General features: G+C 65.1%; 19 protein-coding genes and 2 riboswitches. Of the genes, 14 read left to right on the top strand and 5 right to left on the bottom strand.

Annotated features, from left to right (window positions below):
* Positions 1-17: 17 nt before the first annotated feature.
* The 13 genes from nrdR to GJV18_RS16620 all read left to right on the top strand — a co-directional run bounded on the left by nrdR (position 18) and on the right by GJV18_RS16620 (position 9,959).
* The gene (gene nrdR, locus GJV18_RS16680; protein WP_160347621.1) at positions 18-482 is read left to right on the top strand and encodes a transcriptional regulator NrdR; all 465 of its coding nucleotides are present in this window, start codon (positions 18-20) and stop codon (positions 480-482) included.
* The gene (ribD, locus tag GJV18_RS16675; protein ID WP_160347620.1) at positions 482-1,600 is read left to right on the top strand and encodes a bifunctional diaminohydroxyphosphoribosylaminopyrimidine deaminase/5-amino-6-(5-phosphoribosylamino)uracil reductase RibD; all 1,119 of its coding nucleotides are present in this window, start codon (positions 482-484) and stop codon (positions 1,598-1,600) included. Before nrdR ends, ribD begins: the two co-directional genes overlap by 1 nt.
* A gap of 82 nt (positions 1,601-1,682) precedes the next feature.
* Positions 1,683-1,846, top strand: a riboswitch (FMN riboswitch).
* Between the two features lie 150 nt (positions 1,847-1,996).
* Entirely contained in the window at positions 1,997-2,659 is a 663-nt protein-coding gene (locus tag GJV18_RS16670) for a riboflavin synthase (RefSeq protein ID WP_160347619.1), read from the top strand.
* Between the two features lie 11 nt (positions 2,660-2,670).
* Positions 2,671-3,768 carry a bifunctional 3,4-dihydroxy-2-butanone-4-phosphate synthase/GTP cyclohydrolase II gene (gene ribBA / locus GJV18_RS16665; RefSeq protein ID WP_160347618.1) on the top strand — a complete coding sequence of 366 codons (1,098 nt, stop codon included), beginning with the start codon at positions 2,671-2,673 and terminating at the stop codon, positions 3,766-3,768.
* Between the two features lie 213 nt (positions 3,769-3,981).
* Entirely contained in the window at positions 3,982-4,458 is a 477-nt protein-coding gene (gene ribH, locus GJV18_RS16660; protein WP_160347617.1) for a 6,7-dimethyl-8-ribityllumazine synthase, read from the top strand.
* Complete coding sequence (gene nusB, locus GJV18_RS16655; protein WP_160347616.1) at positions 4,455-4,949, top strand: transcription antitermination factor NusB; 495 nt, start codon at positions 4,455-4,457, stop codon at positions 4,947-4,949. The genes ribH and nusB overlap by 4 nt, the downstream gene beginning before the upstream one ends.
* A 149-nt stretch (positions 4,950-5,098) precedes the next feature.
* A complete protein-coding gene (gene thiL / locus GJV18_RS16650) occupies positions 5,099-6,064 on the top strand; it encodes a thiamine-phosphate kinase (RefSeq protein WP_160347615.1) in 966 nt (321 codons plus the stop codon).
* A complete protein-coding gene (locus GJV18_RS16645) occupies positions 6,061-6,591 on the top strand; it encodes a phosphatidylglycerophosphatase A family protein (RefSeq protein ID WP_325065262.1) in 531 nt (176 codons plus the stop codon). The genes thiL and GJV18_RS16645 overlap by 4 nt, the downstream gene beginning before the upstream one ends.
* A 13-nt stretch (positions 6,592-6,604) precedes the next feature.
* The gene (locus tag GJV18_RS16640; protein WP_160347614.1) at positions 6,605-7,333 is read left to right on the top strand and encodes a substrate-binding periplasmic protein; all 729 of its coding nucleotides are present in this window, start codon (positions 6,605-6,607) and stop codon (positions 7,331-7,333) included.
* A 16-nt stretch (positions 7,334-7,349) separates the two neighbouring features.
* Entirely contained in the window at positions 7,350-7,994 is a 645-nt protein-coding gene (locus GJV18_RS16635; protein WP_160347613.1) for a retropepsin-like aspartic protease family protein, read from the top strand.
* Positions 7,995-8,128: 134 nt separating this feature from the next.
* Positions 8,129-8,749: a GTP cyclohydrolase II gene (ribA, locus tag GJV18_RS16630; protein ID WP_160347612.1), complete on the top strand. Its 621-nt coding sequence runs from the start codon at positions 8,129-8,131 to the stop codon at positions 8,747-8,749.
* A complete protein-coding gene (locus GJV18_RS16625) occupies positions 8,746-9,162 on the top strand; it encodes an MFS transporter (RefSeq protein WP_160347611.1) in 417 nt (138 codons plus the stop codon). Before ribA ends, GJV18_RS16625 begins: the two co-directional genes overlap by 4 nt.
* Positions 9,162-9,959 (top strand): cobalamin-binding protein, encoded by a 798-nt coding sequence (locus GJV18_RS16620; protein ID WP_178113466.1) that lies wholly within the window; start codon positions 9,162-9,164, stop codon positions 9,957-9,959. The genes GJV18_RS16625 and GJV18_RS16620 overlap by 1 nt, the downstream gene beginning before the upstream one ends.
* Before the next feature lie 83 nt (positions 9,960-10,042).
* Here GJV18_RS16620 and GJV18_RS16615 read toward each other — a convergent pair whose 3' ends face one another.
* The 5 genes from GJV18_RS16615 to GJV18_RS16595 all read right to left on the bottom strand — a co-directional run bounded on the left by GJV18_RS16615 (position 10,043) and on the right by GJV18_RS16595 (position 16,940).
* Complete coding sequence (locus GJV18_RS16615) at positions 10,043-11,926, bottom strand: TonB-dependent receptor domain-containing protein (RefSeq protein ID WP_160347687.1); 1,884 nt, start codon at positions 11,924-11,926, stop codon at positions 10,043-10,045.
* Positions 11,927-12,026: 100 nt separating this feature from the next.
* Positions 12,027-12,233: riboswitch (cobalamin riboswitch) on the bottom strand.
* A gap of 72 nt (positions 12,234-12,305) precedes the next feature.
* Positions 12,306-14,198, bottom strand: coding sequence for a 1-deoxy-D-xylulose-5-phosphate synthase (dxs, locus tag GJV18_RS16610; protein WP_160347609.1), 1,893 nt, complete (start codon positions 14,196-14,198; stop codon positions 12,306-12,308).
* A gap of 129 nt (positions 14,199-14,327) precedes the next feature.
* A complete protein-coding gene (gene ispA, locus GJV18_RS16605) occupies positions 14,328-15,215 on the bottom strand; it encodes a (2E,6E)-farnesyl diphosphate synthase (RefSeq protein WP_160347608.1) in 888 nt (295 codons plus the stop codon).
* Entirely contained in the window at positions 15,212-15,454 is a 243-nt protein-coding gene (locus GJV18_RS16600) for an exodeoxyribonuclease VII small subunit (RefSeq protein WP_160347607.1), read from the bottom strand. Before GJV18_RS16600 ends, ispA begins: the two co-directional genes overlap by 4 nt.
* A 115-nt stretch (positions 15,455-15,569) precedes the next feature.
* A complete protein-coding gene (locus GJV18_RS16595; RefSeq protein ID WP_160347606.1) occupies positions 15,570-16,940 on the bottom strand; it encodes an MATE family efflux transporter in 1,371 nt (456 codons plus the stop codon).
* A 109-nt stretch (positions 16,941-17,049) separates the two neighbouring features.
* Between GJV18_RS16595 and GJV18_RS16590 the strand changes: the two genes are divergently transcribed.
* Positions 17,050-21,972 (top strand): alpha-2-macroglobulin family protein, encoded by a 4,923-nt coding sequence (locus tag GJV18_RS16590; RefSeq protein WP_160347605.1) that lies wholly within the window; start codon positions 17,050-17,052, stop codon positions 21,970-21,972.
* Positions 21,973-22,081 lie beyond the last annotated feature (109 nt).

Here is a 22,081-nt window from a genome sequence, read left to right as displayed (position 1 = left end):
CCAAGGTTGCCTTATTTATGCACTGTCCCTTCTGCGGTGCCAACGACACCAAGGTTATCGACTCGCGCCTGGTCGCCGAGGGCGAGCAGGTGCGCCGTCGGCGCGAATGCCTGGCCTGCGAGGAGCGTTTCACTACCTTCGAAACGGCTGAGTTGGTGATGCCGCGCTTGATCAAGCAGGACGGCAGCCGTCAGCCTTTCGATGAAGACAAGCTGCGCGCCGGCATGCAGCGCGCCCTGGAAAAGCGCCCAGTCAGCATTGAGCGCCTGGAAGCGGCTATCGCCCATATCAAGCACAAGCTGCGTGCCACTGGCGAGCGTGAAATCAAGTCGCTGGTGCTGGGTGAGCTGGTGATGGCTGAGCTGCAGAAACTCGATGAGGTGGCCTATATCCGCTTCGCTTCGGTGTACAAGCGCTTTCAGGACCTCAACGAGTTCCGCGAAGAGATTGAGCGATTGTCCCGTGAGCCCGCCAAGGGCTGATGATGAATAGCGATCACGCCTATATGGCGCGCGCGCTGGAGCTGGCGCGTAAAGGTCTGTACTCCACCCATCCCAACCCCCGGGTCGGTTGCGTCATCGTCCGTGATGGGCGCATCGTCGGCGAGGGCTGGCATGCCCGTGCGGGTGAGCCCCATGCCGAAGTGCACGCCCTGCGTCAGGCCGGCGAGCAGGCACGCGGCGCCACTGCTTATGTCACGCTGGAGCCCTGCAGCCATCATGGGCGCACCCCGCCCTGTGCCGATGCCCTGATCAATGCCGGGGTGGCGCGGGTGGTGGCGGCCATGCAGGACCCCAATCCCCAGGTCGGCGGCAATGGTCTGCTGCGTTTGATGCATGCCGGTATCGCGGTGCACAGCGGCGTGCTGGAGGCTGAGGCGCGCAGCCTCAATGCCGGCTTTATTAAGCGTATGGAGCACGGTTTGCCTTTGGTCCGGGTCAAACTGGCCATGAGTCTCGATGGCCGCACCGCCATGGCCAATGGCGAGAGCCAGTGGATTACCGGGCCGCAAGCCCGTTCGGCGGTGCAGCGTCTGCGCGCCCGCTCCAGTGTGGTACTCACCGGTGCCGATACGGTATTGGCCGATGGTGCGCGCCTGACCCTGCGCGAAAGCGAGCTGGGCCTGGACACCGAGCAGACTTTTATGGCCCTGTCCCGGCAGCCTCTGCGGGTGCTGGTGGACGGTCGCCTGCGCGTGCCCCTGAGTGCGCCTTTCTTTCAGGCCGGCGCGGCCATGGTGGCCACCTGTGCAGCAGCCTCGGCACGCTTTCGCTATCTGGACGATGGCCATGAACTATTGGCCGTGCCCGGCAGCAACGGCCATGTTGATCTGCGTAAGCTGCTATTGGAGCTGGCTGAGCGCGGCGCCAATGAAGTGCTGGTGGAGGCTGGGCCGCGTCTAGCGGGTGCTTTTACCCGGCAGAACCTGGTGGATGAGTACCAGTTGTTTGTCGCCCCCAAGTTCCTCGGCTCCAGCGCCCGGCCGCTGCTCGACCTGCCTCTGGGGCGCATGGCTGAGGCCCCCGCGCTGAAAATCGTGGAAATGCGTGCGGTGGGCGATGACTGGCGGATTGTGGCGGTGCCCCAGCCCGTCGAGTGATCTCGGCCCATTCACGCGGTCGCCTGACCATGCAGGGCGGCGGCAATTGTGGTAAAACGCCACTCGGCCACGCAGGTGGCCTGTACGTTCTCAGGGCGGGGTGTAATTCCCCACCGGCGGTAATGATGCTTTTGCGTCTAGCCCGCGAGCGCTTGCCGGGGCTGTTTGAACACAGCCAGGCAAGGTCAGCAGACCCGGTGTGATTCCGGGGCCGACGGTTAGAGTCCGGATAAAGAGAGAGCGGGATTCCCTCCAGGGGCGCGGCCTGACTGCGCCCGTGAAATCCCTTTCGCTCCCATACGCCCTGTTTGTCAGCAAACAGGAGTGGCGTGATGTCTTGTATTTTTCTTGCGGCGGGCCTGTTGCCTGCCACGAGTCGCGATCAGGGGAGGTGTGATGTTTACCGGGATTATTGAAGCCATTGGCAGTATCCGTGCGCTGACCCCCAAGGGCGGCGATGTACGGGTCTATGTGGCCACTGGCAAGCTGGATCTGGCCGACGTGAAGCTGGGCGACAGCATTGCCGTCAACGGCGTGTGCCTGACCGCCGTGGAATTGCCGGGTGATGGCTTCTGGGCCGATGTCAGCCGCGAAACCCTGGCGCGCACCGCCTTTATCGACCTCAAGGCCGGCAGCCCGGTCAACCTGGAAAAGGCCCTGACCCCGACCAGCCGCCTGGGCGGTCATCTGGTCAGTGGTCATGTCGATGGTATCGGTGAGGTCATCTCCCGCGAGGACAATGCCCGCGCCGTGCAGTTCAGGATCCGCGCGCCCCGTGAGCTGGCCAAGTACATCGCGCACAAGGGCTCGATCACCGTCGACGGCACCAGCCTGACGGTCAACGCGGTCAATGGCGCCGAATTCGAGCTGACCATCGTGCCGCACACCCTGGCCGAGACCATCATGGTCGACTACCGCCCGGGGCGTCAGGTCAACCTCGAAGTGGACCTGCTGGCGCGTTACCTGGAGCGCCTGCTGCTCGGCGACAAGGCCGCCGAACCCAAGGCATCGGGCCTGACCGAAAGCTTTCTGGCCGAACACGGCTACCTGAAGAATTAAGGAGACGCCCCATGGCGCTCAACACCGCTGAAGAACTGATCGAAGACATCCGCGCCGGCAAGATGGTCATCCTGATGGATGACGAGGACCGCGAGAACGAAGGCGATATCATCATTGCCTCCGAATGCGTGACTGCCGAGCACATCAATTTCATGGCGCGCTTCGCCCGCGGCCTGATCTGCATGCCGATGACCCGCGAGCGCTGCGAGCTGCTCAAGCTGCCGCTGATGGCGCCGCGCAACGGCTCCGGCTTCGGCACCAAGTTCACCGTGTCCATCGAAGCCGCCACCGGGGTGACCACCGGCATCTCCGCCGCCGACCGCGCACGTACCGTGCAGGCCGCCGTGGCGCGCAATGCGGTGGCCGACGATATCGTCAGCCCCGGCCATATCTTCCCGCTGATGGCCCAGCCTGGCGGCGTGCTGGCCCGAGCCGGCCATACCGAGGCGGCCTGCGACCTGGCGCGCATGGGCGGTTTCGAGCCGAGCGGGGTGATCTGCGAGATCATGAACGACGACGGCACCATGGCCCGTCGCCCGGAGCTGGAAAAGTTCGCCGAAGAGCACAACCTGAAGATCGGCACCATTGCCGACCTGATCCACTACCGCCTGATCCACGAGCGCACCGTGGAGCGCGTCAGCGAGCAGGTGCTGGACAGCGAGCTGGGCCAGTTCAACCTGGTCACCTACCGCGATTCGGTGGAGAACGACGTGCATATGGCCCTGACCCTGGGCAAGATCTGCGCCGAGGAGCCGACCCTGGTGCGGGTGCACAATATGGACCCGCTGCGCGACCTGTTTATGGTCAAGCAGGGTGGCCGCTGGAGCCTGCGCGCGGCCATGGCCGAGGTGGCCAGGGCCGGCAGCGGCGTGGTGCTGCTGCTGGGCAACCCGCTGACCGGCCCGGACCTGCTGGCCCACCTGGAGCGTCAGCTGGGCGGCGAAGCGAAAGCCGCAGCCAACCCGACCACCTACAGCACCGTTGGTGCCGGCTCGCAGATCCTGCGTGACCTGGGCGTGCGCAAGATGCGCCTGATGAGCTCGCCGATGAAGTTCAACGCAATATCCGGTTTCGACCTGGAGGTTGTAGAATACCTGCCGGCTGAATAAAAGCGGCCCGCAGGGCCAATGCTGATGTCCCTCTCCTGCGTGCGGGAGAGGGTGCCCGCAGGGCGGGAGAGGGTAGTTCGGTGGATACCGTTGCCCTCTCCCCCAGCCCCTCTCCCACAGGGAGAGGGGAGCAACATCCGCTCCATTTGTGAGCACCTATTTTTATTTCAGGGCACCTAGGCCCTGGCTCTTTAAACACTGTGAGAACTCGCTATGACCCTGAAGACCATCGAAGGTACTTTTATCGCCCCCAAGGGCCGCTACGCCCTGGTGGTTGGCCGCTTCAACAGCTTCGTCGTGGAAAGCCTGGTCAGCGGCGCCGTTGATGCCCTGGTGCGTCATGGCGTGAGCGAGAGCGATATCACCATCATCCGCGCCCCAGGCGCCTTCGAGATTCCCCTGGTAGCGCAGAAGGTTGCCCAGCGTGGCGATTTTGACGCCATCATCGCCCTCGGTGCGGTGATCCGTGGCGGCACCCCACACTTCGAATATGTTGCCGGTGAATGCACCAAGGGCCTGGCCCAGGTGTCCATGGAATTCGGCGTGCCGGTGGCCTTCGGTGTGCTCACCGTCGACTCCATCGAGCAGGCCATCGAACGTTCCGGCACCAAGGCCGGCAACAAGGGCGCCGAAGCTGCCCTTTCCGCTCTGGAAATGATCAGCCTGCTGGCGCAGTTGGAGGCCAAGTGAGCCAGAGCGATAACGGCGGCCAGAAGCCCCAGAGCAAAGGCCCGAAAGCCCCCAGCGGCAAGACCCTGGCCCGTCGTCAGGCCCGTACCCTGGCCATGCAGGCCCTGTACTCCTGGCATATCGCGGGGCAGGCGCTGAATGAAATCGAGGCGCAGTTTCGCGTCGACAACGATTTCAGCGCGGTGGATGGTGCCTATTTCCACGAGATCCTGCACGGTGTGCCGCGGCAGAAAACGGAAATCGACGGCGCCTTCGAGTCCCTGCTCGACCGCCCCCTGGCCGAGATCGACCCGGTCGAGCTGTCGATCCTGCGCCTGTCCACCTACGAGCTGAAGAACCGCGTGGATATTCCCTACCGCGTGGTGATCAACGAAGGCATCGAGCTGGCCAAGGTGTTCGGCGCCACCGACGGGCATAAGTTTGTCAATGGCGTGCTGGACAAGCTGGCGCCGCGCCTGCGGGCCGATGAAGTTCGCGCGTTCAAGCGTTAAGGTCTTGGCAGTGCTTGGCTTACGATCTTGCGAGCTAGAGTCCTGCAAGGCGAAAGCAGGCGAGGAAGCGGAGTGTGCTGCAGCACATGAGCATTTCGAACCTGCTTTCAACACAGTAGGACCGACGCGCAGCAGATCGCGGCTATCTCATGGGTGAGTTCGAGCTGATCCGTCACTACTTCGCCGCCGCGCCCTGTGCGCAGGCGGGCGAAGGCGTGGCTCTGGGCATTGGCGACGACTGTGCCCTGCTGGATATCCCGGCTGGCGAACAGCTGGCGGTGTCCACCGACAGCCTGGTGGCCGGGGTGCATTTTCCCGAGGCCGCCGACCCCTTTCTGCTGGGCCAGCGTGCCCTGGCCGTGTCCGCCAGCGATCTGGCGGCCATGGGCGCCACGCCTATCGGTTTTACCCTGGCCCTGACCCTGCCCGCCGCCCGCGCCGACTGGCTGCAGGCCTTTGCCCGTGGCCTGAACCAGATGGCGCAAAGCTGCGGATTGCGCCTGATTGGCGGCGATACCACTCGCGGCCCCCTGAGCCTGACCCTGACAGTGTTTGGCCGGCTGCCCAGGGGCCAGGCCCTGACCCGCAGCGGTGCGCGGGTCGGTGACTTGCTGTGTGTCGGTGGTGAGTTGGGGGATGCGGCCGGGGCTTTGCCCCTGGTGTTGGGGCAGTTGCAGGCCGAGCCGGCGCTGGCTGAAGCGCTGCTGACCCGTTACTGGTCGCCCCAGCCGCAGCTGGCACTGGGCCAGGCCCTGCGCGGCAGAGCCACGGCAGCGCTGGATATTTCCGATGGTCTGCTGGCCGATTGCGGGCATATTGCCGCCGCCTCTGGGGTGGCGCTGCAGATCGAGCAGGCGCGCTTGCCATTATCCTCTGCCCTCAAAACCCTGCATGGGCTGGACAGCGCTCGTCTCTGCGCCCTCAGTGGTGGCGATGATTACCGTTTGGCCTTTACCTTGCCGCCGGGCGAGTTATCGGCGTTGCAAGCCGCCGGCTGGCCGCTGGTGGTGGTCGGCCAGGTGGTGGCGGGGCAGGGCGTGCAACTGCTGAATGAGCAGGGCCAGTGCATGGCCTTGCCCGTCGCGGGCTATCAACATTTCGAGGGTTCGGCGTGACAGACACTACGACTTCCCAGCCTGGGCCGCGTGTGCCGCCTTCGGTGTGGCGCAATCCATGGCATTTTCTCGCCTTTGGCTTCGGCTCGGGTGCCATGCGCAAGGCCCCGGGCACCTGGGGCACGCTGGCCGGGCTGCTGTTTGTACCCTTGCTGCAGCTGTTGCCGCACTGGGGCTATGGCCTGGTGCTACTGCTGGGCAGCCTATTTGGCTTCTGGTTGTGCGGCAAGGTGGCCAGGGAGCTGGGTGTGCACGACCACGAGGGCATTGTCTGGGACGAGTTTGTCGGCATCTGGATCACCCTGTGGCTGGCCCCCGACGGCTGGGCCTGGTTGCTGCTAGGCTTTTTATTGTTCAGGTTGTTCGACATCCTCAAGCCCTGGCCTATCAGTTGGGTGGATCGGCAGATGCATGGCGGTTTCGGCATCATGCTGGATGACATACTGGCTGGCCTGGCAGCCTGGCTGGCCCTGCAGGCAATAGCCGGCTACTGGGGGCTGGGGCTGATGGCGGCCTGGTTCGTCTGACTGGAGATAGTCCATGGGGCGTTGCGCTGTATTTTTGCTGATTGCCCTGATGGCCCGTCTGCCGGTGTGGGCCGAGCCGAGCAAGCCTGAGCAGATTCGTATCGCCAGTGAGGTCTGGGAAGGGCATACCCATGCCGATGGCACTGGCCTGGCGTGGGACATTTTGCGCCTGATCTTCGAGCCGGCCGGGGTTGAGCTGAGCATCCAGAGCGTGCCCTATATGCGCTCAATCGGTCTGGTGCAGCGTGGTCATGCCGATGCCTGGGTTGGCTCCTATCTGAATGAGGTTGACGAAGGGGTGTTCTACCCCCGGGAAGCCTACGATGCCGACCAGATTGTCGCCCTGAGCCTGGCCGATAAGCCCCTGCCGGTTCTGGATAGCCTGGGCCAGTATCGCCTGGCCTGGATGCGTGGCTATGAGTACCAGCGTTATCTGCCAAATTTGCGCCAGTACCGGGAAGTGATCCGCCGCGAGGGTATTCTCGGCATGCTGCAGCTGGGGCATATGGATTATTACCTGGACGCGCTGACCGAAGTGCAGAGCGTGCTTGCCCTGGCCGATGATGCCCAGGCCTACCGCATCAGTGAGCTGACCTGGTTGCCAATCTACCTGGGCTTTGCCGATACCCCGCGAGGGCGTGCGCTGGCCGAGTTGTATGATCGGCGCCTGGAGGCGTTGACGCGCAGTGGTGGCCTGCGTGAGCCCTTTGCCCGCTGGCAGCAACCCTATCCTTTTGATTGAGGCGAGAAGAGCCCGTATGCACAGTTTGAAATTGACCCTGCTGGCCCTGTGTCTGGTTGCCGGTCTGGCCGATGCCGCGAGCCAGGTGCGGGTGGTGGGCTTGTTTCCCGGTGCCGCGGTGATCAGCGTTGATGGTCAGCGCAAACTGGTCAAGGTGGGGCAGACCGGCCCTGGCGGCGTGGTGGTGGTCAGTGCCGACAGTCGTGGCGCGGTGCTGCGGGTCGATGGCGTCGAGCGCAACTACAGCCTGAGCCGTGAATACAGCGACGGTTTTGTCGAGGCCGAGAAGAAGCAGCTCAGCATTGCCAAGGGTGCGGGTGGGCATTACTGGATCGCCGGTTCGGTCAACGGCCAGTCGGTGCAGTTTCTGGTGGATACCGGGGCGACGTCCATTGCCCTCAACGACGGCCATGCCCGGCGCCTGGGCATCGACTACCGAGTGGTCGGCCGGCCGCTGCAGGTCAGTACTGCCAGCGGTACGGTGCGTGGCTGGCAGGTGAGCCTGGATCGGGTCAAGGTCGGCGAACTGGAGGTGCTGGGGGTGGAGGCCGTTGTGCTGGAGGGCAGTTCACCCACCGACGCGCTGCTGGGGATGAGCTTCCTCAGCCGGGTCGGCTGGCGGGTCGAGCAGGATGTGCTGGTGCTGGAGTCCAAGTACTAGCACGCACCACGCCATTTGCTGGCAGAGGTGCAAGCGTCTCGATCCTTATCATCGGCAATTCAGGCTGACCCCCTGGCCGGGCCTGCTGTTACAATGCCGACCCTGCATTTTCGCCATTTCTTTAGGAGCATCCGGTGTCCGTCGTGTTTGTCGCCGCCTCCCAGCTGCCCACGCCCTTTGGTGTGTTCACCATGCATGGCTTTCTCGAAGAAGCCACCGGCAAGGAGCACGTCGCCCTGACCTTCGGCGAAGTGGCCGATGGTGCGCCGGTGTTGGGCCGCCTGCATTCCGAGTGCCTGACCGGCGATGCGCTGTTCAGCCTGCGTTGCGACTGCGGTTTTCAGCTGGAAGCCGCGTTGCGTGCCATCGCCAAGGAAGGGCGTGGCGTCTTGCTGTACCTGCGCCAGGAAGGGCGTGGCATTGGTCTGCTGAACAAGATCCGCGCCTATGAGTTGCAGGATGGTGGCGCCGATACGGTGGAGGCCAATGAGCGTCTGGGCTTCGGTGCCGACCAGCGCGACTATGCCATCTGCCTGCCGATGCTCGATCATCTGGGCATCACCCAGCTCAAGCTGATGACCAACAACCCGCGCAAGGTCAAGGCCCTGGGCGATATGGGCATCAGCGTGGCGACCCGGGTGCCCCTGCAGATCGAGCACAACCCGCATAACCGCAAATACCTCGCCACCAAGGCCGGCAAGCTTGGGCATATGCTCGGCAGCCTGCATCAGGGCGAGGTCGAGGAGAGCCTGTGACCCGCGCACAGGTGCGCCGGCGCCTGGCGCTGGAGTGGTGGCGCTTTCTCGGGGTGACTCTGGCGCCGCTGTTTGTGCTGAACTTGGCGTTTGGCAGTGGTACCCAGGTCGGGATACTGACCATGCCGCTGTTTATCGCCGGGCTGGCCTCGATGTTTGTCAGCCTGCCGCTGTTTTCCGTCTACAAGCGCGCCCTGATCGCCACCGAGCAGGCGTTGAACAACCCCGAAGAGCATGACGCCTGGCTGGCCCTGGCCCGGGTGCGCCGCCAGGCCATGCTCGGTGCCGCGCTGCCGGCCTGGGTCGCTGCTGTAGCGGTGTTTGCCGGGCTGGAGGCCATACCCCTGATCCTTCTGGCCCTGGCCAGCGTGGTATTGCTCTACCTCTATCGCATTCCCGCACAACTGAGTTGATGCGCGGGCTGCTTGTCTGCCTGCTGACGCTACTGGCCTGGCCTGTAACGGCCGTCGAACGGGTGGTCAGCCTGGCCCCCTCCGTCACGGAAATCATGCTCGAACTGGACGCCGGCGAGCTGCTGGTGGGCCTGCTCGATGGTGGCGTGCGCCCGCCACAGCTGGCCCATCTGCCGTCGGTGGGGCAGTTCGGTCAGCTGGAGATGGAGAGCCTGCTGCGTTTGCAGCCCGACTTGCTGGTGCTGGGGCCGGACAGCATCAGCATGGCTCAGCGCCAGCAACTGCAGGCCATGGGTTTGCAGCTATGGGTGGTGGAACCGCGCAAACTGACGGGGCTGGCCGAGCAGTTCGCCGAGGTGGGCCAGCGTATTGGTCGCGCCGAGCAGGGGCGGCGCTTGCAGGCCCGCTTCAATCGGGGCCTGGCAGAGCTGCGTCAGCGTTATGCCCGATCCCGGCCGCTGCGTCTGTTCTATCAGGTCTGGGATGTGCCGCTGTATACCCTTGGCGGGCAGCAGATCATCAGCGATGCCCTGGGCGTCTGTGGTGCCGAGAATATCTTTGCCGAGCTCTCCCTGCCCGCACCCCAGGTCAGCGTGGAGGCGGTGCTGGCACGCAATCCCGAGGTGATTCTGGCCGGTGCGCAAGGGCAGCTGGACGCCTGGCGTATCTGGCCTGGTCTGGCCGCGGTTGAGCGTGAGCAGCTCTGGTTGGTGCCGGACGATGGCCTGGAACGGCCGAGTTTCCAGATGCTGGGGGCGCTGGGTAAATTATGCGAGCGCTTGGGGGCGGCGCGCTGAGCAGATTCTTCTACGCATAGAATTTAGCCCGTGGCGTGCGGGTTTAAGGCGTATGCAGTCGAGCGGCTGCATACGCCAACCCCTTAAATGGCAGGCGTCCAGGTCAGCGATAGCATCGCGCTACGGCCTTCCTCTTGGAAGCCATAGCGCGTCACGCTATTGAAGAACGCATCGTTCGGGCGGCTGTAGGTCGCCAGGCTGTAGCCTTTGTCCAGCAGGTTGTCGATTTTCACCTGCCATTGCAGCTCTTTATTCATTTGCCAGCTGCCGCGCAGGCCCAGGAGGCCATAACCGGCCATTTCGCGTGTATTCGCAGGGTCGTCGTAACGGCTGGAAACCGCTTGCCAGGTCAGGCCTGCGGCAAAGTTGCCGAATTGACGATCAAGATCCAGGTTGAGGCTGTGCTTGGCGCGTCTCGGCAAGGTATGCCCGCTTTCACGATCACGTGGATCGACCCAGCCAGCGGCCAAGACAGCCTGCCAGCCCAGCAGGTTGCGTTCAAGGCTCAGCTCCAGGCCCTGCAGGCGTGCTTGACTGACGTTCTGCGGTTGGCTGAAGAAAGTCACTGGGTCACTGACTACGGTAATCAGGTTTTTTACGTCGGTGCGATACGCGGCAAGGCTCCAGAGGGTATTCAGATGTTCGCCGCGTAATTGCACTTCATAGGTTTTCGAGCGCTCGGGTGCGAGATCCGGATTGCCGCCGTAAAACGCTGACGTTGGGAAGTACAGGTCATTGAAGGTCGGTGCGTGGAAGCCTTCGCCATAGCTGAGCAAAAGATCCAGTTGTTGGCTGAGGTTGAGGGTCAGCGCCGCGTTTAGCGTGCTTTCGCTGCCGAACTGTTCGTTGTCGTCATGGCGTAGGCCCAATTCGGTGGCGAAGCCATCACCCTGAAAGCGATGCTGGGCGAAAGCTGCCTGGTTCCAGCGCTCATTTCTGCTGAAGGCGGTGCTGCTGGTGAGGCGGTCTTCATACCAGTCCGCGCCGAGCAGCAGCTGATGAGCCTCGCCCAGGGTCAGGGTGTTCAGCCAGCTGGCGGAGTCGCGGTAGGTGTTGAAGGCAAAGTTGTTCGACGCGTTGAAGTCATCGCGGTTGTCGCTCTTGTCTTCGACATGGCCGATTTCCACGCGACTGCTCCAGGCATCCAGAAGCTGAGCTTCCAAGTGGCCCGCGACGCTGGATAGGCTGAAGCGTTCGCTGGGGTTGCCCGGATCGAAGCTGAACAGGTCGTCATATTCGGTGTCGCCGCGCTGATCGAGCAAATTGAAGCCGCCCTTCAAGCGCTCATGAAAGCGATGCTCAACACTAAGATTAAGGGCTTTGCGGCGCATGCCATCGTGGTCGCCATCGCGCCCTCGGGAATCTTCGGAGCGGTCAAAGCCTGCGCTTTCGTCGAGGCTGGCGCCTAGGTCGAAGCGAGTTTGTTCGTTGCCGCCGGAAATACCTAGGCTGCGCTCGAAGGTCTGCTGAGTGCCTGCGGACAGGCTCAGGCGTGGCTGCAGTCCAGCTTCGCCACGGCGTGTGAAAATCTGGATAACCCCGCCGATGGCGTCGGCGCCATAAAGCGCCGAGCGGGGGCCGCGTACCACCTCAACCCGCTCTATCTGTTCGGGGCTCAGAAACTCCAGGCGGGCCAGGCCACTGGCGGCCGCGTTAAGGCGTACGCCATCAATGAGTACCAATGTCTGATTGGCATTGGCGCCCCGCATAAACACGCTGGTCAGGCTGCCGCGACCGCCGTTCTGTACGATAGAAATGCCGGGTACACGGTTTAGCAGTTCGGGCACGCTGCGCACTTGCAGGCGTTCGATGTCCGGGCGGGTAAATACCGTGGTGGCAGCAGTTGTTTGCTCGATCGGCTCGGCCTGCCGCCCGGAGGTCACAACCAATGGCTGCACTTCGAATGAGTCAGCATGAGCAGCCAGCGGCAGCAGAGCTACAGCCAAGGCAAGGCGGGACAATTTCACGTAGAGAATCCTCAAAAGGTCGGAAGACTTTTGAGAAGGGCAGAGGCAAGAACGGGCGTGCGGGCAGCGCCTGAGCTTGACGGTGATGCCCTCCGCAACACCAGTCACATCCAGCCAGGCCGGTCTCCGGACTCTCGACCCTCGCCGCCTCGCCTTCCCGGATTGCTCCAGTGGCTTGTAAGGCGGCGTGCAGGAATGCCTGCGGTCAATTACCGTTGCGGGGGCAGTGCCGGGATGGCTTGTTCAAGCGCACCGGCTTCCCGTTTAACGCCCAGAACAGGGGCGCACCTTGGCGGAAGTAAAACGCCGCGCACCTTAATGCGCGGCTGGATGAATTACAAGCAAGTCAGGCTCAGCCAGGGATGAGCGGTATTCATGCTCAAAGGCTGGCCAGGCGCTCGCGAATGGCGGCTTCGATGCCGGCGGCGTCCAGCCCGCATTCGGCCAGCATCTGCGCCGGCTTGGCGTGTTCGACGTAATAGTCCGGCAGGCCCAGGTGGAGCATCGGTTTGAGGATGTTCTCGCCGGCGAGGAATTCGCTGACGGCACTGCCTGCACCGCCCATGATGCTGTTCTCCTCGATGCTCACCAGCAGCTGATGCTCGGCGGCCAGTTGGCGCAGCAGGGCTTCGTCCAGGGGTTTGACAAAGCGCATATCGACCACAGTCGCATCCAAAACCTCGCCCACCTTGAGGGCCTCGGCCAGCTGTACGCCGAAGACCAGCAGTGCGGTTTGCTTGCCCTGGCGACGAACCATGCCCTTGCCGATTTCCAGAGGTTCCAGGCCGGGCTCGATGGCGGCATTGGAACCGCTGCCGCGGGGGTAGCGCACGGCGGCCGGGCCGTTGTACAGGTGGCCGGTGCTGAGCATGCGGCGCAGTTCGTTTTCGTCGCTGGGGGTCATCAGCAGCATGCCGGGGATGCAGCGCAGGTAGGACAGATCGAAGCTGCCGGCGTGGGTCGGGCCGTCTTCGCCGACCAGGCCGGCGCGGTCGATGGCGAACAGCACGTCGAGGTTCTGTACCGCCACATCGTGAATCAGCTGGTCATAGGCGCGCTGCAGGAAGGTGGAGTAGATCGCCACCACCGGCTTGGCGCCTTCGCAGGCCATGCCAGCGGCCAGGGTCACGGCGTGCTGTTCGGCAATGGCCACATCGAAGTAGCGCGCCGGGTAGCGCTCGCTGAAGGCCACCAGGTCCGAGCCTTCCTTCATCGCCGGGGTAATGCCCACCAGGCGCTCGTCCTGGGCGGCCATATCGCACAGCCACTGGCCGAACACGGCGGAATATTTCGGCCCGGCGGCCTTCTTCGGCTCGCCCTGGGGCTTGTTGATCGGGTCGAGCTTGGTGATGGCGTGGTAGCCGATGGGGTCAAGCTCGGCCGGGGCGAAGCCCTTGCCCTTCTTGGTGATCACATGGAGGAACTGCGGGCCTTCCAGGTCGCGCATATTGCGCAGCGTCGCCAACAGGGTCGGCAGGTCGTGGCCATCGATGGGGCCGATATAGTTCCAGCCCAGTTCCTCGAACAGGGTGCCGGGCACCAGCATGCCCTTGGCGTGTTCCTCGACCTTGCGCGCGATCTCCCAGGCGCCGGGCAGGCGCGAGAGGATCTTCTTGCTGCCTTCGCGCATGCTGGCGTAGGTGCGGCTGGAGATGATCTTGGCCAGGTAGTTGGACAGGCCGCCGACATTCTTGGAGATCGACATGTCGTTGTCGTTGAGGATCACCAGCATGTTGGCGTTGACGTCGCTGGCATGGTTCAGCGCCTCGAAGGCCATGCCGGCGGTCAGGGCGCCATCGCCGATCACCGCCACACTCTTGCGCCGGCTGCCCTGCAGGCGGGCGGCGATGGCCATGCCCAGCGCCGCGCTGATGCTGGTGCTGGAGTGGCCGACGCCGAAGGTGTCGTATTCGCTTTCCGAGCGGCGCGGGAAGGCGGCGATGCCGTCCTTCTGGCGCAGGCTGGCCATCTGTTCGCGGCGGCCGGTGAGGATCTTGTGCGGATAGGCCTGATGGCCCACATCCCACACCAGGCGGTCGTCCGGGGTGTCGAAGACGTAATGCAGGGCCACGGTCAACTCGATCACGCCGAGGCCCGCGCCAAAATGCCCGCCAGTCTGGCCCACCGTGTACAGCAGGTACTGACGCAGCTCGTCGGCCAGGGTTTCCAGCTCGGCCTCACCCAGACGGCGCAGCTCATCCGGCGTGTTGGCGCGGTCTAGAAGGGGCGTCAGCGGGCGTTCACGGGGGATCTCGTGGAAGGTCGTCGGCATCGGGTGGGTCGTTATCAGGTGCAAAAGATGCGGCAGTTTACCTGAAAGTAGCCGCAAGCTTTAAGCAACAAGCAGCAGGCCCGTTTGACAAGGGCTGTGGCCCCTTGGCAGAGGCGCAGCTCCGGACAATCAGTTGCGTCGTTCGACGATAAAACGGGCCAGCTCGCGCAACGGCTCGGCGTCTGAATCGAAGGGGCGCAACGCGTGCAGGGCCTGGTCGCGCAGCTCCAGGGCGTAGGCCTTGGCCGCGTCGAGACCGAGCAGGGCTGGGTAGGTGGGCTTGTGGTTGGCCTCATCCTTGCCCTGGGTTTTGCCCAGGGTGGCGGTATCGCTTTCCACGTCGAGGATATCGTCCTGTACCTGGAAGGCCAGGCCGATGGCGCGGGCATAGCTGTGCAGGGCTTTGAGTGCATGCTCATCGGCGCGGCCGCTGGCCAGGGCGCCGAGCTGCACGCTGGCTTCGATCAGGGCGCCGGTCTTGTGCCGGTGCATCAGCTCCAGGGCAGCCTGATCGAGCTGGCTGCCTACCGCGCCAAGGTCGATGGCCTGGCCGCCGACCATGCCGGCGGGGCCGGCGGCCCGGCCCAGGCAGGCCAGCATGGCCAGGCGTAATTCGGCGCTTGGCGGGTTGCCGCGGGCATCGCTCAAGGCCTCGAAGGCCAGGCTCTGCAGGCCGTCACCGGCGAGGATGGCGCAGGCTTCATCGAAGGCCTTGTGGGTGGTGGGTTGGCCACGGCGCAGGTCGTCGTCGTCCATGGCCGGCAAATCGTCATGCACCAGGGAGTAGGCATGGATCAGCTCCACCGCGCAGGCGGCGCCATCGGCGCGATCAAGGTCGCCGCCGAGGGCCTCGCAGGCGGCGTACACAAGCAGTGGGCGCACCCGTTTGCCACCGTTCATCACGCTGTAGCGCATGGCCTGGTAGAGCCGCTCCAGTTCGGCGCGGGGGGGCTGTAACCGGTCATCGAGCGCCGCATCGACCCGCGCCTGACAGCGCGCCTGGTAGGCCGCGATCATGCCTGTGGATCCGGATCGAAAGGAGCGGGTTGCAGTTCGCCGTCACGCTCCATGAGGATCAGCACCTTCTGCTCGGCCTGGGCCAGGGCCGCCTGGCAGTCGCGGGTCAGGCCAATGCCCTGTTCGAAGGCGCTCAGCGAGTCCTCCAGCGACAGCTCGCCGGTTTCCAGGCGCTCGACCAGTTGCTGCAGATCGCTCAGGGATTGCTCGAAGTCGAGGGCGGCTTTTTTACGGGCCATGGCGGCGTACTCGCAGGCGGCGGATTTGACCGGCGCGACACTAGCAGAGCGGGGCTTTGCGGGCAAATGCGCCGGGCTTTGGGCGCAATCGACTGTCCCCGGTGGCGTGCGGCGATCAGTGCAGGTTCGCTGCTGTGTCCTTGGCAGCGGGCGCCAGCCACAGGTTGCGACGGTGTAGCTGCCAGGCATAGCCACCCAGGCACAGGCTGCGCAGGGCCATAAAGGCCAGAAAACTCAGCCACAGGCCATGGTTGCCCAATGGCTGCAGCGCCCAGGCCAGGGGCAGGGTCAGCAGCAGGGCCAGGAGCATGGCGTCGCGCATTTCCCGGGCGCGGGTGGCGCCGATAAACAGGCCGTCGAGTAGGTAGCTCCACACTGCCAGCAGCGGCAGCAGGGCCAGGTAGGGCAGGTAGACGAAGGCCGTTTCGCGCACGCTGGGGATGTTGGTCTGCAGGCCAATAAACAACTGGCCGCCGAGCAGAAAGAACAGGGCGAACCCCAGGCTGGCCAGCAGCGACCAGGCCCCAGCCACCAGCAGGCTGCGCCGTAGAGCCAGGCGGTCGCGGGCGCCTAGGGCATGCCCGCACAGGGCCTCCACCGCATGGGCCAGGCCGTCCAGGGCGTGGGCAGTGAGCAACAGACCGTTGAGCAGCAGGGCATTGGCCGCAACGGTGGCTTCACCCAGGCGGGTGCCCTGCACGGTGAGCAGAAAGAACACCAGTTGTAGGGCCAGGGTGCGGATAAAGATATCGCGGTTGACCGCCAGCAGCGGTCGCCAGCTGAGCCAGCGGCCCAGGGCCGGCCAGTCGATGCGTCCGCTTAGATTGCGCAGCGTGCGCCGGGCCAGGTACAGGCCAAGCAGGGCGCCGCTCCACTCGGCGATCACCGAGGCCCAGGCCGCGCCCGCCACACCCCAGTGCAGGCCGAGGACAAACAGCAGATCAAGGGCAACATTCAAAAGGTTGGTGGTCAGCAGAATGGCCAGCGGCCCGCGTGCGTTCTGCGTGCCCAGTAGCCAGCCAACCAGGGCGTAGGTGGCCAGTGCTGCGGGCAGCCCGAGCAGGCGAATCTGCAAATAACTGCGGGCCAACTCGTCCAGCTGCGCCGAGGGCTGCATCAGGTCAAGGGCCGCGCCGGCGAAGGGCAGGGCCAGGCCAATCAGCAGCAGCGCCAGCAAAGCGCCGAGCAACAGGGCCTGCAGCAGCACCTGGCGCAGCGCGGCGCCATCGCTGCGGCCGGCGGCCTGGGCGGCGAAGCCGGTGGTGCCCATGCGCAGAAAGCCGCTGGCCCAGGTCAGCAGGGTATAGAGGCTGCCGCCTACGGCCACTGCGGCCAGCTGATGGGCGTGGGGCAGGTGGCCGATCACCGCGCTGTCCACCAGGGCCACCAGGGGCACCGAGAGGTTGGACAGGATCATCGGCGCCGCCAGGGCCCAGACCTTGCGTTGGGTCGGGGCGTGGCGCCAGGCGTCGAGCAGCGTGGACATGGGCGCGAAGGGCTCCTGAGACAAGATTCTGTGACGGACCTTGGCGCCGCCCGCTGGGGGCTCGACTATAGTGTCTGACCTGTACCTTCCACCAGCTTCTGGAGCCCCCATGCCGAACAAAGGACTGCTTCTGGCCCTGCTGCTGAGCCTGCTCAGCGCCTGTGATTCCTCCACCCCCGAGCCGGCCAAGGTCAGTACCACCGAAGCGGTCGCTGCAGATCCCGCACAGCCGCGGCCGCAGGCCGATCTCAAGGCCCTGGCGGCCCGTTACGCGGGGCGCGAGCTGACCGTGGTGGATGCCTCGGAAATCCAGCTGGAAGGAGCCAGTACCCTGGCCCTGAGTTTTTCCGTGCCCCTGGACCCGCAGCAGAAGTTCGCCGAGCGCCTGCATCTGGTGGACAGTGTCAGCGGCAAGGTGGATGGCGCCTGGGAGTTGTCCGATAACCTGATGGAGTTGCGCCTGCGCCCCCTGGAGCCCAAGCGCAAGCTGTTGCTGACCGTGGATGCCGGCCTGCGCGGGCTCAGTGGTCAGAGCCTGGCCAGGGAATACAGCAGCCAGATCAAGACCCGCGACCTGCAGCCCAGCGTTGGCTTTGCCAGCCGTGGCTCGCTGCTGCCCACCCGCCTGGCCGAAGGCCTGCCGGTGATCGCCCTGAATGTGGACAAGGTCAATGTGGAGTTCTTCCGCATCAAACCCGAGGCCCTGCCGCAGTTTCTCGCCCGCTGGGGGCGCAGCAGCAACCTGGACACCTGGGAGGCGCGCCAGCTGCTGCCCATGGCCGAGCTGGTGTACGGTGGGCGCTTCGATCTGAACCCGGCACGTAATACCCGCGAGACCCTGTTGCTGCCGATTGCCGGTCTGGATGCCCTGCAACAACCCGGGGTCTACCTGGCGGTGATGCGTGCCGCCGGCAGCTACGCCTATTCGCAGCCAGCCACGCTGTTCAGCCTCAGTGATATTGGCCTGTCCGCGCACCGCTCGCGGAGCCAGCTGGATGTCTTCACCCAGGCTCTGGAGGGTGGCAAGGCCCTGGAGGCGGTGCAGCTGAGCCTGCTGGATGACAAGGGGCAGTTGCTGGCCGAGGGCCGTACCGATCAGCAGGGTCATGCCCAGTTGCCTCTGGTGGCCAAGGCTCAGGTGCTGCTGGCCCAGCAGGGCGGGCAGACCAGCCTGTTACGGCTGAACACGCCGGCCCTGGACCTGGCCGAGTTCGATATCGCCGGGCCCAAGGCCCAGCCGTTGCAATTCTTCGTGTTTGGCCCGCGGGACCTGTATCGCCCCGGCGAAACGGTATTGCTCAACGGCCTGCTGCGTGATGCCGATGGCCGCAGCGTGCCGGCCCAGCCGGTGCATGTGGAGGTACGCCGGCCGGATGAGCAGGTCAGCCGCAAGTTCGTCTGGCAGGCCGATAAGTCCGGGCTGTACCAGTACCAGCTGCAACTGGCCGAGGAAGCGCCCACCGGGCGCTGGCAGCTGTTGTTCGACCTGGGCGGTGAGGCGCCGCAGCTTTACGAGTTTTCGGTGGAGGATTTTCTGCCCGAACGCATGGCCCTGGAACTCAAGGGCAGCGATGTGCCCTACAACCCGGCGCAGGATGCCGAGTTCCAGGTCAGTGGGCGCTACCTGTACGGCGCACCGGCCGCCGGCAACCACTTGAGCGGCCAGCTCTATGTGCGCCCCCTGCGCGAGCTGGCCAGCCTGCCGGGCTACCAGTTCGGCTCGGTCACCGAGGCGGAGCTGAGCCAGGATATCGAGCTGGAGGAAACCAGCCTGGATGACCAGGGCCAGGCCAGCCTGAGCATCGACAGCCGCTGGGCCGGGGTCAAGTCGCCGCTCAAGCTGATCCTGCAGGCCAGCCTGCAGGAGTCCGGTGGCCGTCCCATCACCCGGCGCATCGTCCAGCCGGTGTGGCCGGCCGAGCGCCTGCCTGGCGTGCGCGGGCTGTTCGAGGGCGATCAGGTGGATGCCGACAGCCTGGCCGAGTTCGAACTGCTGGTGGCCGATGCTGCCGGCAACAAGCTGGCGGCCGAGCAGCTCAGCGTGCGCCTGGTGCGCGAGCGCCGCGACTATTTTTGGACCTTCTCCGACAGCGATGGCTGGAGCCACGACTACAGCGAGAAATTTCTCACCCTGGGCGAGGAAAGCCTGGTCGTGGCAGCCGGCGGCACGGCCAAGATCAGCTTTCCGGTTGAGTGGGGGCCTTATCGCGTCGAAGTGATCGACAGCCAGACCGGGCTGCTCAGCAGTCTGCGTTTCTGGGCCGGTTACCGCTGGCAGGACAACGCCGAGGGCGGTGCGGTGCGCCCGGATCAGGTCAAGCTGGCCCTGGACAAACCCGCCTATGTCGATGGCGACACGGCCCGGGTCACGGTCACCCCACCAGCCGCCGGCAGCGGCTATCTGCTGGTGGAATCCAGCGACGGGCCGTTGTGGTGGCAGGAAATCAGCGTGCCGGCCGAAGGCAAGGCCTTCGATATCCCCATTGCCCAGGATTGGGCGCGGCACGACCTGTATATCAGCGCGCTGGTCATCCGCCCCGGCGAGCGCAAGAGCAATGCCACGCCCAAGCGCGCCGTGGGCCTGCTGCATTTGCCGCTAGAGCGGGCGCCGCGCAAGTTGGCGCTGACCCTCACCGCAGCGGAGAAGATGCGCCCCAGCCAGCCGCTAAAGGTCAAGGTGCAGGCGCGCAACGCCGATGGCAGCATCCCGAAACAGGCCCAGGTGCTGCTGGCAGCGGTGGATGTCGGCATTCTCAATATCACCGAATACGCCACCCCCGATCCCTTCGCCCACTTCTTCGGGCGCAAGGCCTATGGCCTGGACCAGCTGGATGTCTACGGCCAGTTGATCGAGGCCGGCCAGGGTCGTCTGGCCAAGCTGGCCTTCGGTGGCGACGCGGCCCTGGCCGGTGGCGGCAAGCGCCCGGATACCAGCGTGCTGATCGTCGCCCTGCAGAGTCAGGCGCTGGCGCTGAACGCGCAGGGCGAGGGTGAAGTCAGCCTGGATATTCCCGACTTCAATGGCGAATTGCGCCTGATGGCCCAGGCCTGGAGCGAGCAGGACTTCGGCATGGCAGAGGCCAAGACCATGGTGGCCGCCCCGCTGATTGCCGAGCTGTCGACGCCACGCTTTCTTGCCGGCGGCGATGAAACCACCCTGGCCCTGGATCTGAGCAACCTGTCCGGCCAGGATCAGCAACTGGATGTGCAGTTCAGTGCCGAAGGCCAGCTGCGCCTGGCGCAGAACCCCACTGGGGCCATGGCGCCGATCAGCCTGGCGGCCGGCCAGCGCACGGTGCTGCGGATTCCGGTGGTGGCTCTGGGCGGCTATGGCCAGGGGCGCATCCGCGTGCGGGTCGAGGGCCTGAACCTGCCCAGTGAGGAACTGGCGCCGCTTGAGCGCGAGTGGACCTTGGGCGTGCGTCCGGCCTATCCGGCGCAGCTGCAGCATTTCCGGGCGGTCATCAAGGATCAGGCCTGGAGCCTGCCCAGCGGTGTGCTGGAGCAGTTCGAGCGGGCCGGCCTGGAGGCGCGCCTGCAGCTGTCCAGCCGTCCGCCGCTGAACCTGGGCGAGCAGATCCGTGCCCTCAAGGCCTATCCCTATGGCTGCCTGGAGCAGACCACCAGCGGCCTCTATCCCTCGCTCTATGCCGACCAGGCCAGCCTCAAGCGCCTGGGCATCGAGGGCGAGTCCGATGAGCAACGCAAAGGCTCCATCGAGCTGGGCATCGAGCGCCTGCTCGGCATGCAGCGGCACAACGGCAGCTTCGGCCTGTGGGGCGCCGATGCCGAGGAGGAGTACTGGCTTAGCGCCTATGTCACGGATTTTCTCCTGCGGGCCCGCGAGCAGGGCTTTGGCGTGCCACCCGAGGCCCTGAAGAAGGCCAGCGAACGGCTGTTGCGCTATGTGCAGGAGCGCCACCTGATCGAGGTCAACTACAGCGACAGTGCCGAGCACAGCCGTTTTGCCGTGCAGGCCTACGCCGCCTATGTGCTGGCGCGCAGTCAGCAGGCGCCCTTGGGTGCGCTGCGCAACCTGCACGAGCGCCGTAGCGAGGCGCAATCCGGGCTGCCCCTGGTGCACCTGGCCATTGCCCTGCAGAAGATGGGCGACCAGCCCCGTGCCGACGAGCTGCTGGCTGCCGGCCTGGCCCGCAGTCGCAGTGACCGCGGCTGGCTGGGCGACTATGGCAGTGAGCTGCGCGACCAGGCGCTGATCCTCGCGTTGCTGGAGGAACATGACCTGGCCGCGGGCAGCCGCGAGAACCGCCTGTTTACCCTGGCTGACAGCCTGGCCGGCAAGCGCTGGCTGTCGACCCAGGAGCGCAATGCCCTGTACCTGGCCGGGCGCAGTCTGCTGAACAAGCCTGAGGGCGACTGGCGCGGCGAGCTAAACAGCGGCAGCTTCGCCTTCAGCCTGAGTCCGGCGCAGTCCGCTCTTAAGCTGGAGGGCAGCGAACTGGCCGCGCCGCTGACGGTGCGCAACCCTGGCAGCGAGCCGCTGTACCAGCAGCTGACCCTGTCCGGCTACCCGGCCAAGGCGCCGCCCGCCGGCGGCGAGAACCTCAGCATCCACCGCGAATACCTCGGCATGGACGGCCGCCCCCTGGCCCTGGATGCCCTGCCCAGCGGCGAGCTGGTGCTGGTGCACCTGACCCTGGAGGCCAAGGAGCGGGTGCCCGATGCCCTGGTGGTGGACCTGCTGCCGGCCGGCCTGGAGCTGGAGAACCAGAACCTGGCCCAGAGTGCCGCCAGCCTGGAGGATGCCGGCAGCGCGGTGCAGGAGTGGAGCAAGTCGATGCAGAACGCGCGAATCAAGCACCAGGAGTACCGCGGCGACCGCTATGTGGCGGCCATTGACCTGGATGGTTATGGCACCACCCACCTGCTCTACCTGGCCCGCGCCGTGACCCCGGGGCGCTACCAGATTCCACCGCCCCAGGTGGAATCCATGTACCGCCCCGAATGGCAGGCGCTGGGCACTACGCCGGGGCAGTTGGTGGTCAAGGGGCGTCAGGGCGCGGCGCAATAAGCGGGTAGGGTGGATGACGCTGTTTTCATCCACCGTCGCAGTTGGTGGATGGATAAAGCGCCATCCACCCTAAGAGGTCTCAGGCCTTGTGAGCAAACGTCAGCGACTC

This window comes from Pseudomonas xionganensis (assembly GCF_009763245.1).
Classification (GTDB): Bacteria; Pseudomonadota; Gammaproteobacteria; order Pseudomonadales; family Pseudomonadaceae; genus Aquipseudomonas; species Aquipseudomonas xionganensis.
Note: the sequence above shows the minus strand (reverse complement) of the source record. Positions and strands in the feature narration are given on the sequence as shown.

Coding starts and splice junctions, on each gene's coding strand:
- nrdR (WP_160347621.1), top strand. CDS start 18: ATGCACTGTCCCTTCTGCGGTGCCAACGACACCAAGGTTATCGACTCG.
- ribD (WP_160347620.1), top strand. CDS start 482: ATGATGAATAGCGATCACGCCTATATGGCGCGCGCGCTGGAGCTGGCG.
- GJV18_RS16670 (WP_160347619.1), top strand. CDS start 1,997: ATGTTTACCGGGATTATTGAAGCCATTGGCAGTATCCGTGCGCTGACC.
- ribBA (WP_160347618.1), top strand. CDS start 2,671: ATGGCGCTCAACACCGCTGAAGAACTGATCGAAGACATCCGCGCCGGC.
- ribH (WP_160347617.1), top strand. CDS start 3,982: ATGACCCTGAAGACCATCGAAGGTACTTTTATCGCCCCCAAGGGCCGC.
- thiL (WP_160347615.1), top strand. CDS start 5,099: ATGGGTGAGTTCGAGCTGATCCGTCACTACTTCGCCGCCGCGCCCTGT.
- GJV18_RS16640 (WP_160347614.1), top strand. CDS start 6,605: ATGGGGCGTTGCGCTGTATTTTTGCTGATTGCCCTGATGGCCCGTCTG.
- GJV18_RS16635 (WP_160347613.1), top strand. CDS start 7,350: ATGCACAGTTTGAAATTGACCCTGCTGGCCCTGTGTCTGGTTGCCGGT.
- GJV18_RS16620 (WP_178113466.1), top strand. CDS start 9,162: ATGCGCGGGCTGCTTGTCTGCCTGCTGACGCTACTGGCCTGGCCTGTA.
- dxs (WP_160347609.1), bottom strand. CDS start 14,198: ATGCCGACGACCTTCCACGAGATCCCCCGTGAACGCCCGCTGACGCCC.
- ispA (WP_160347608.1), bottom strand. CDS start 15,215: ATGATCGCGGCCTACCAGGCGCGCTGTCAGGCGCGGGTCGATGCGGCG.
- GJV18_RS16600 (WP_160347607.1), bottom strand. CDS start 15,454: ATGGCCCGTAAAAAAGCCGCCCTCGACTTCGAGCAATCCCTGAGCGAT.
- GJV18_RS16595 (WP_160347606.1), bottom strand. CDS start 16,940: ATGTCCACGCTGCTCGACGCCTGGCGCCACGCCCCGACCCAACGCAAG.
- GJV18_RS16590 (WP_160347605.1), top strand. CDS start 17,050: ATGCCGAACAAAGGACTGCTTCTGGCCCTGCTGCTGAGCCTGCTCAGC.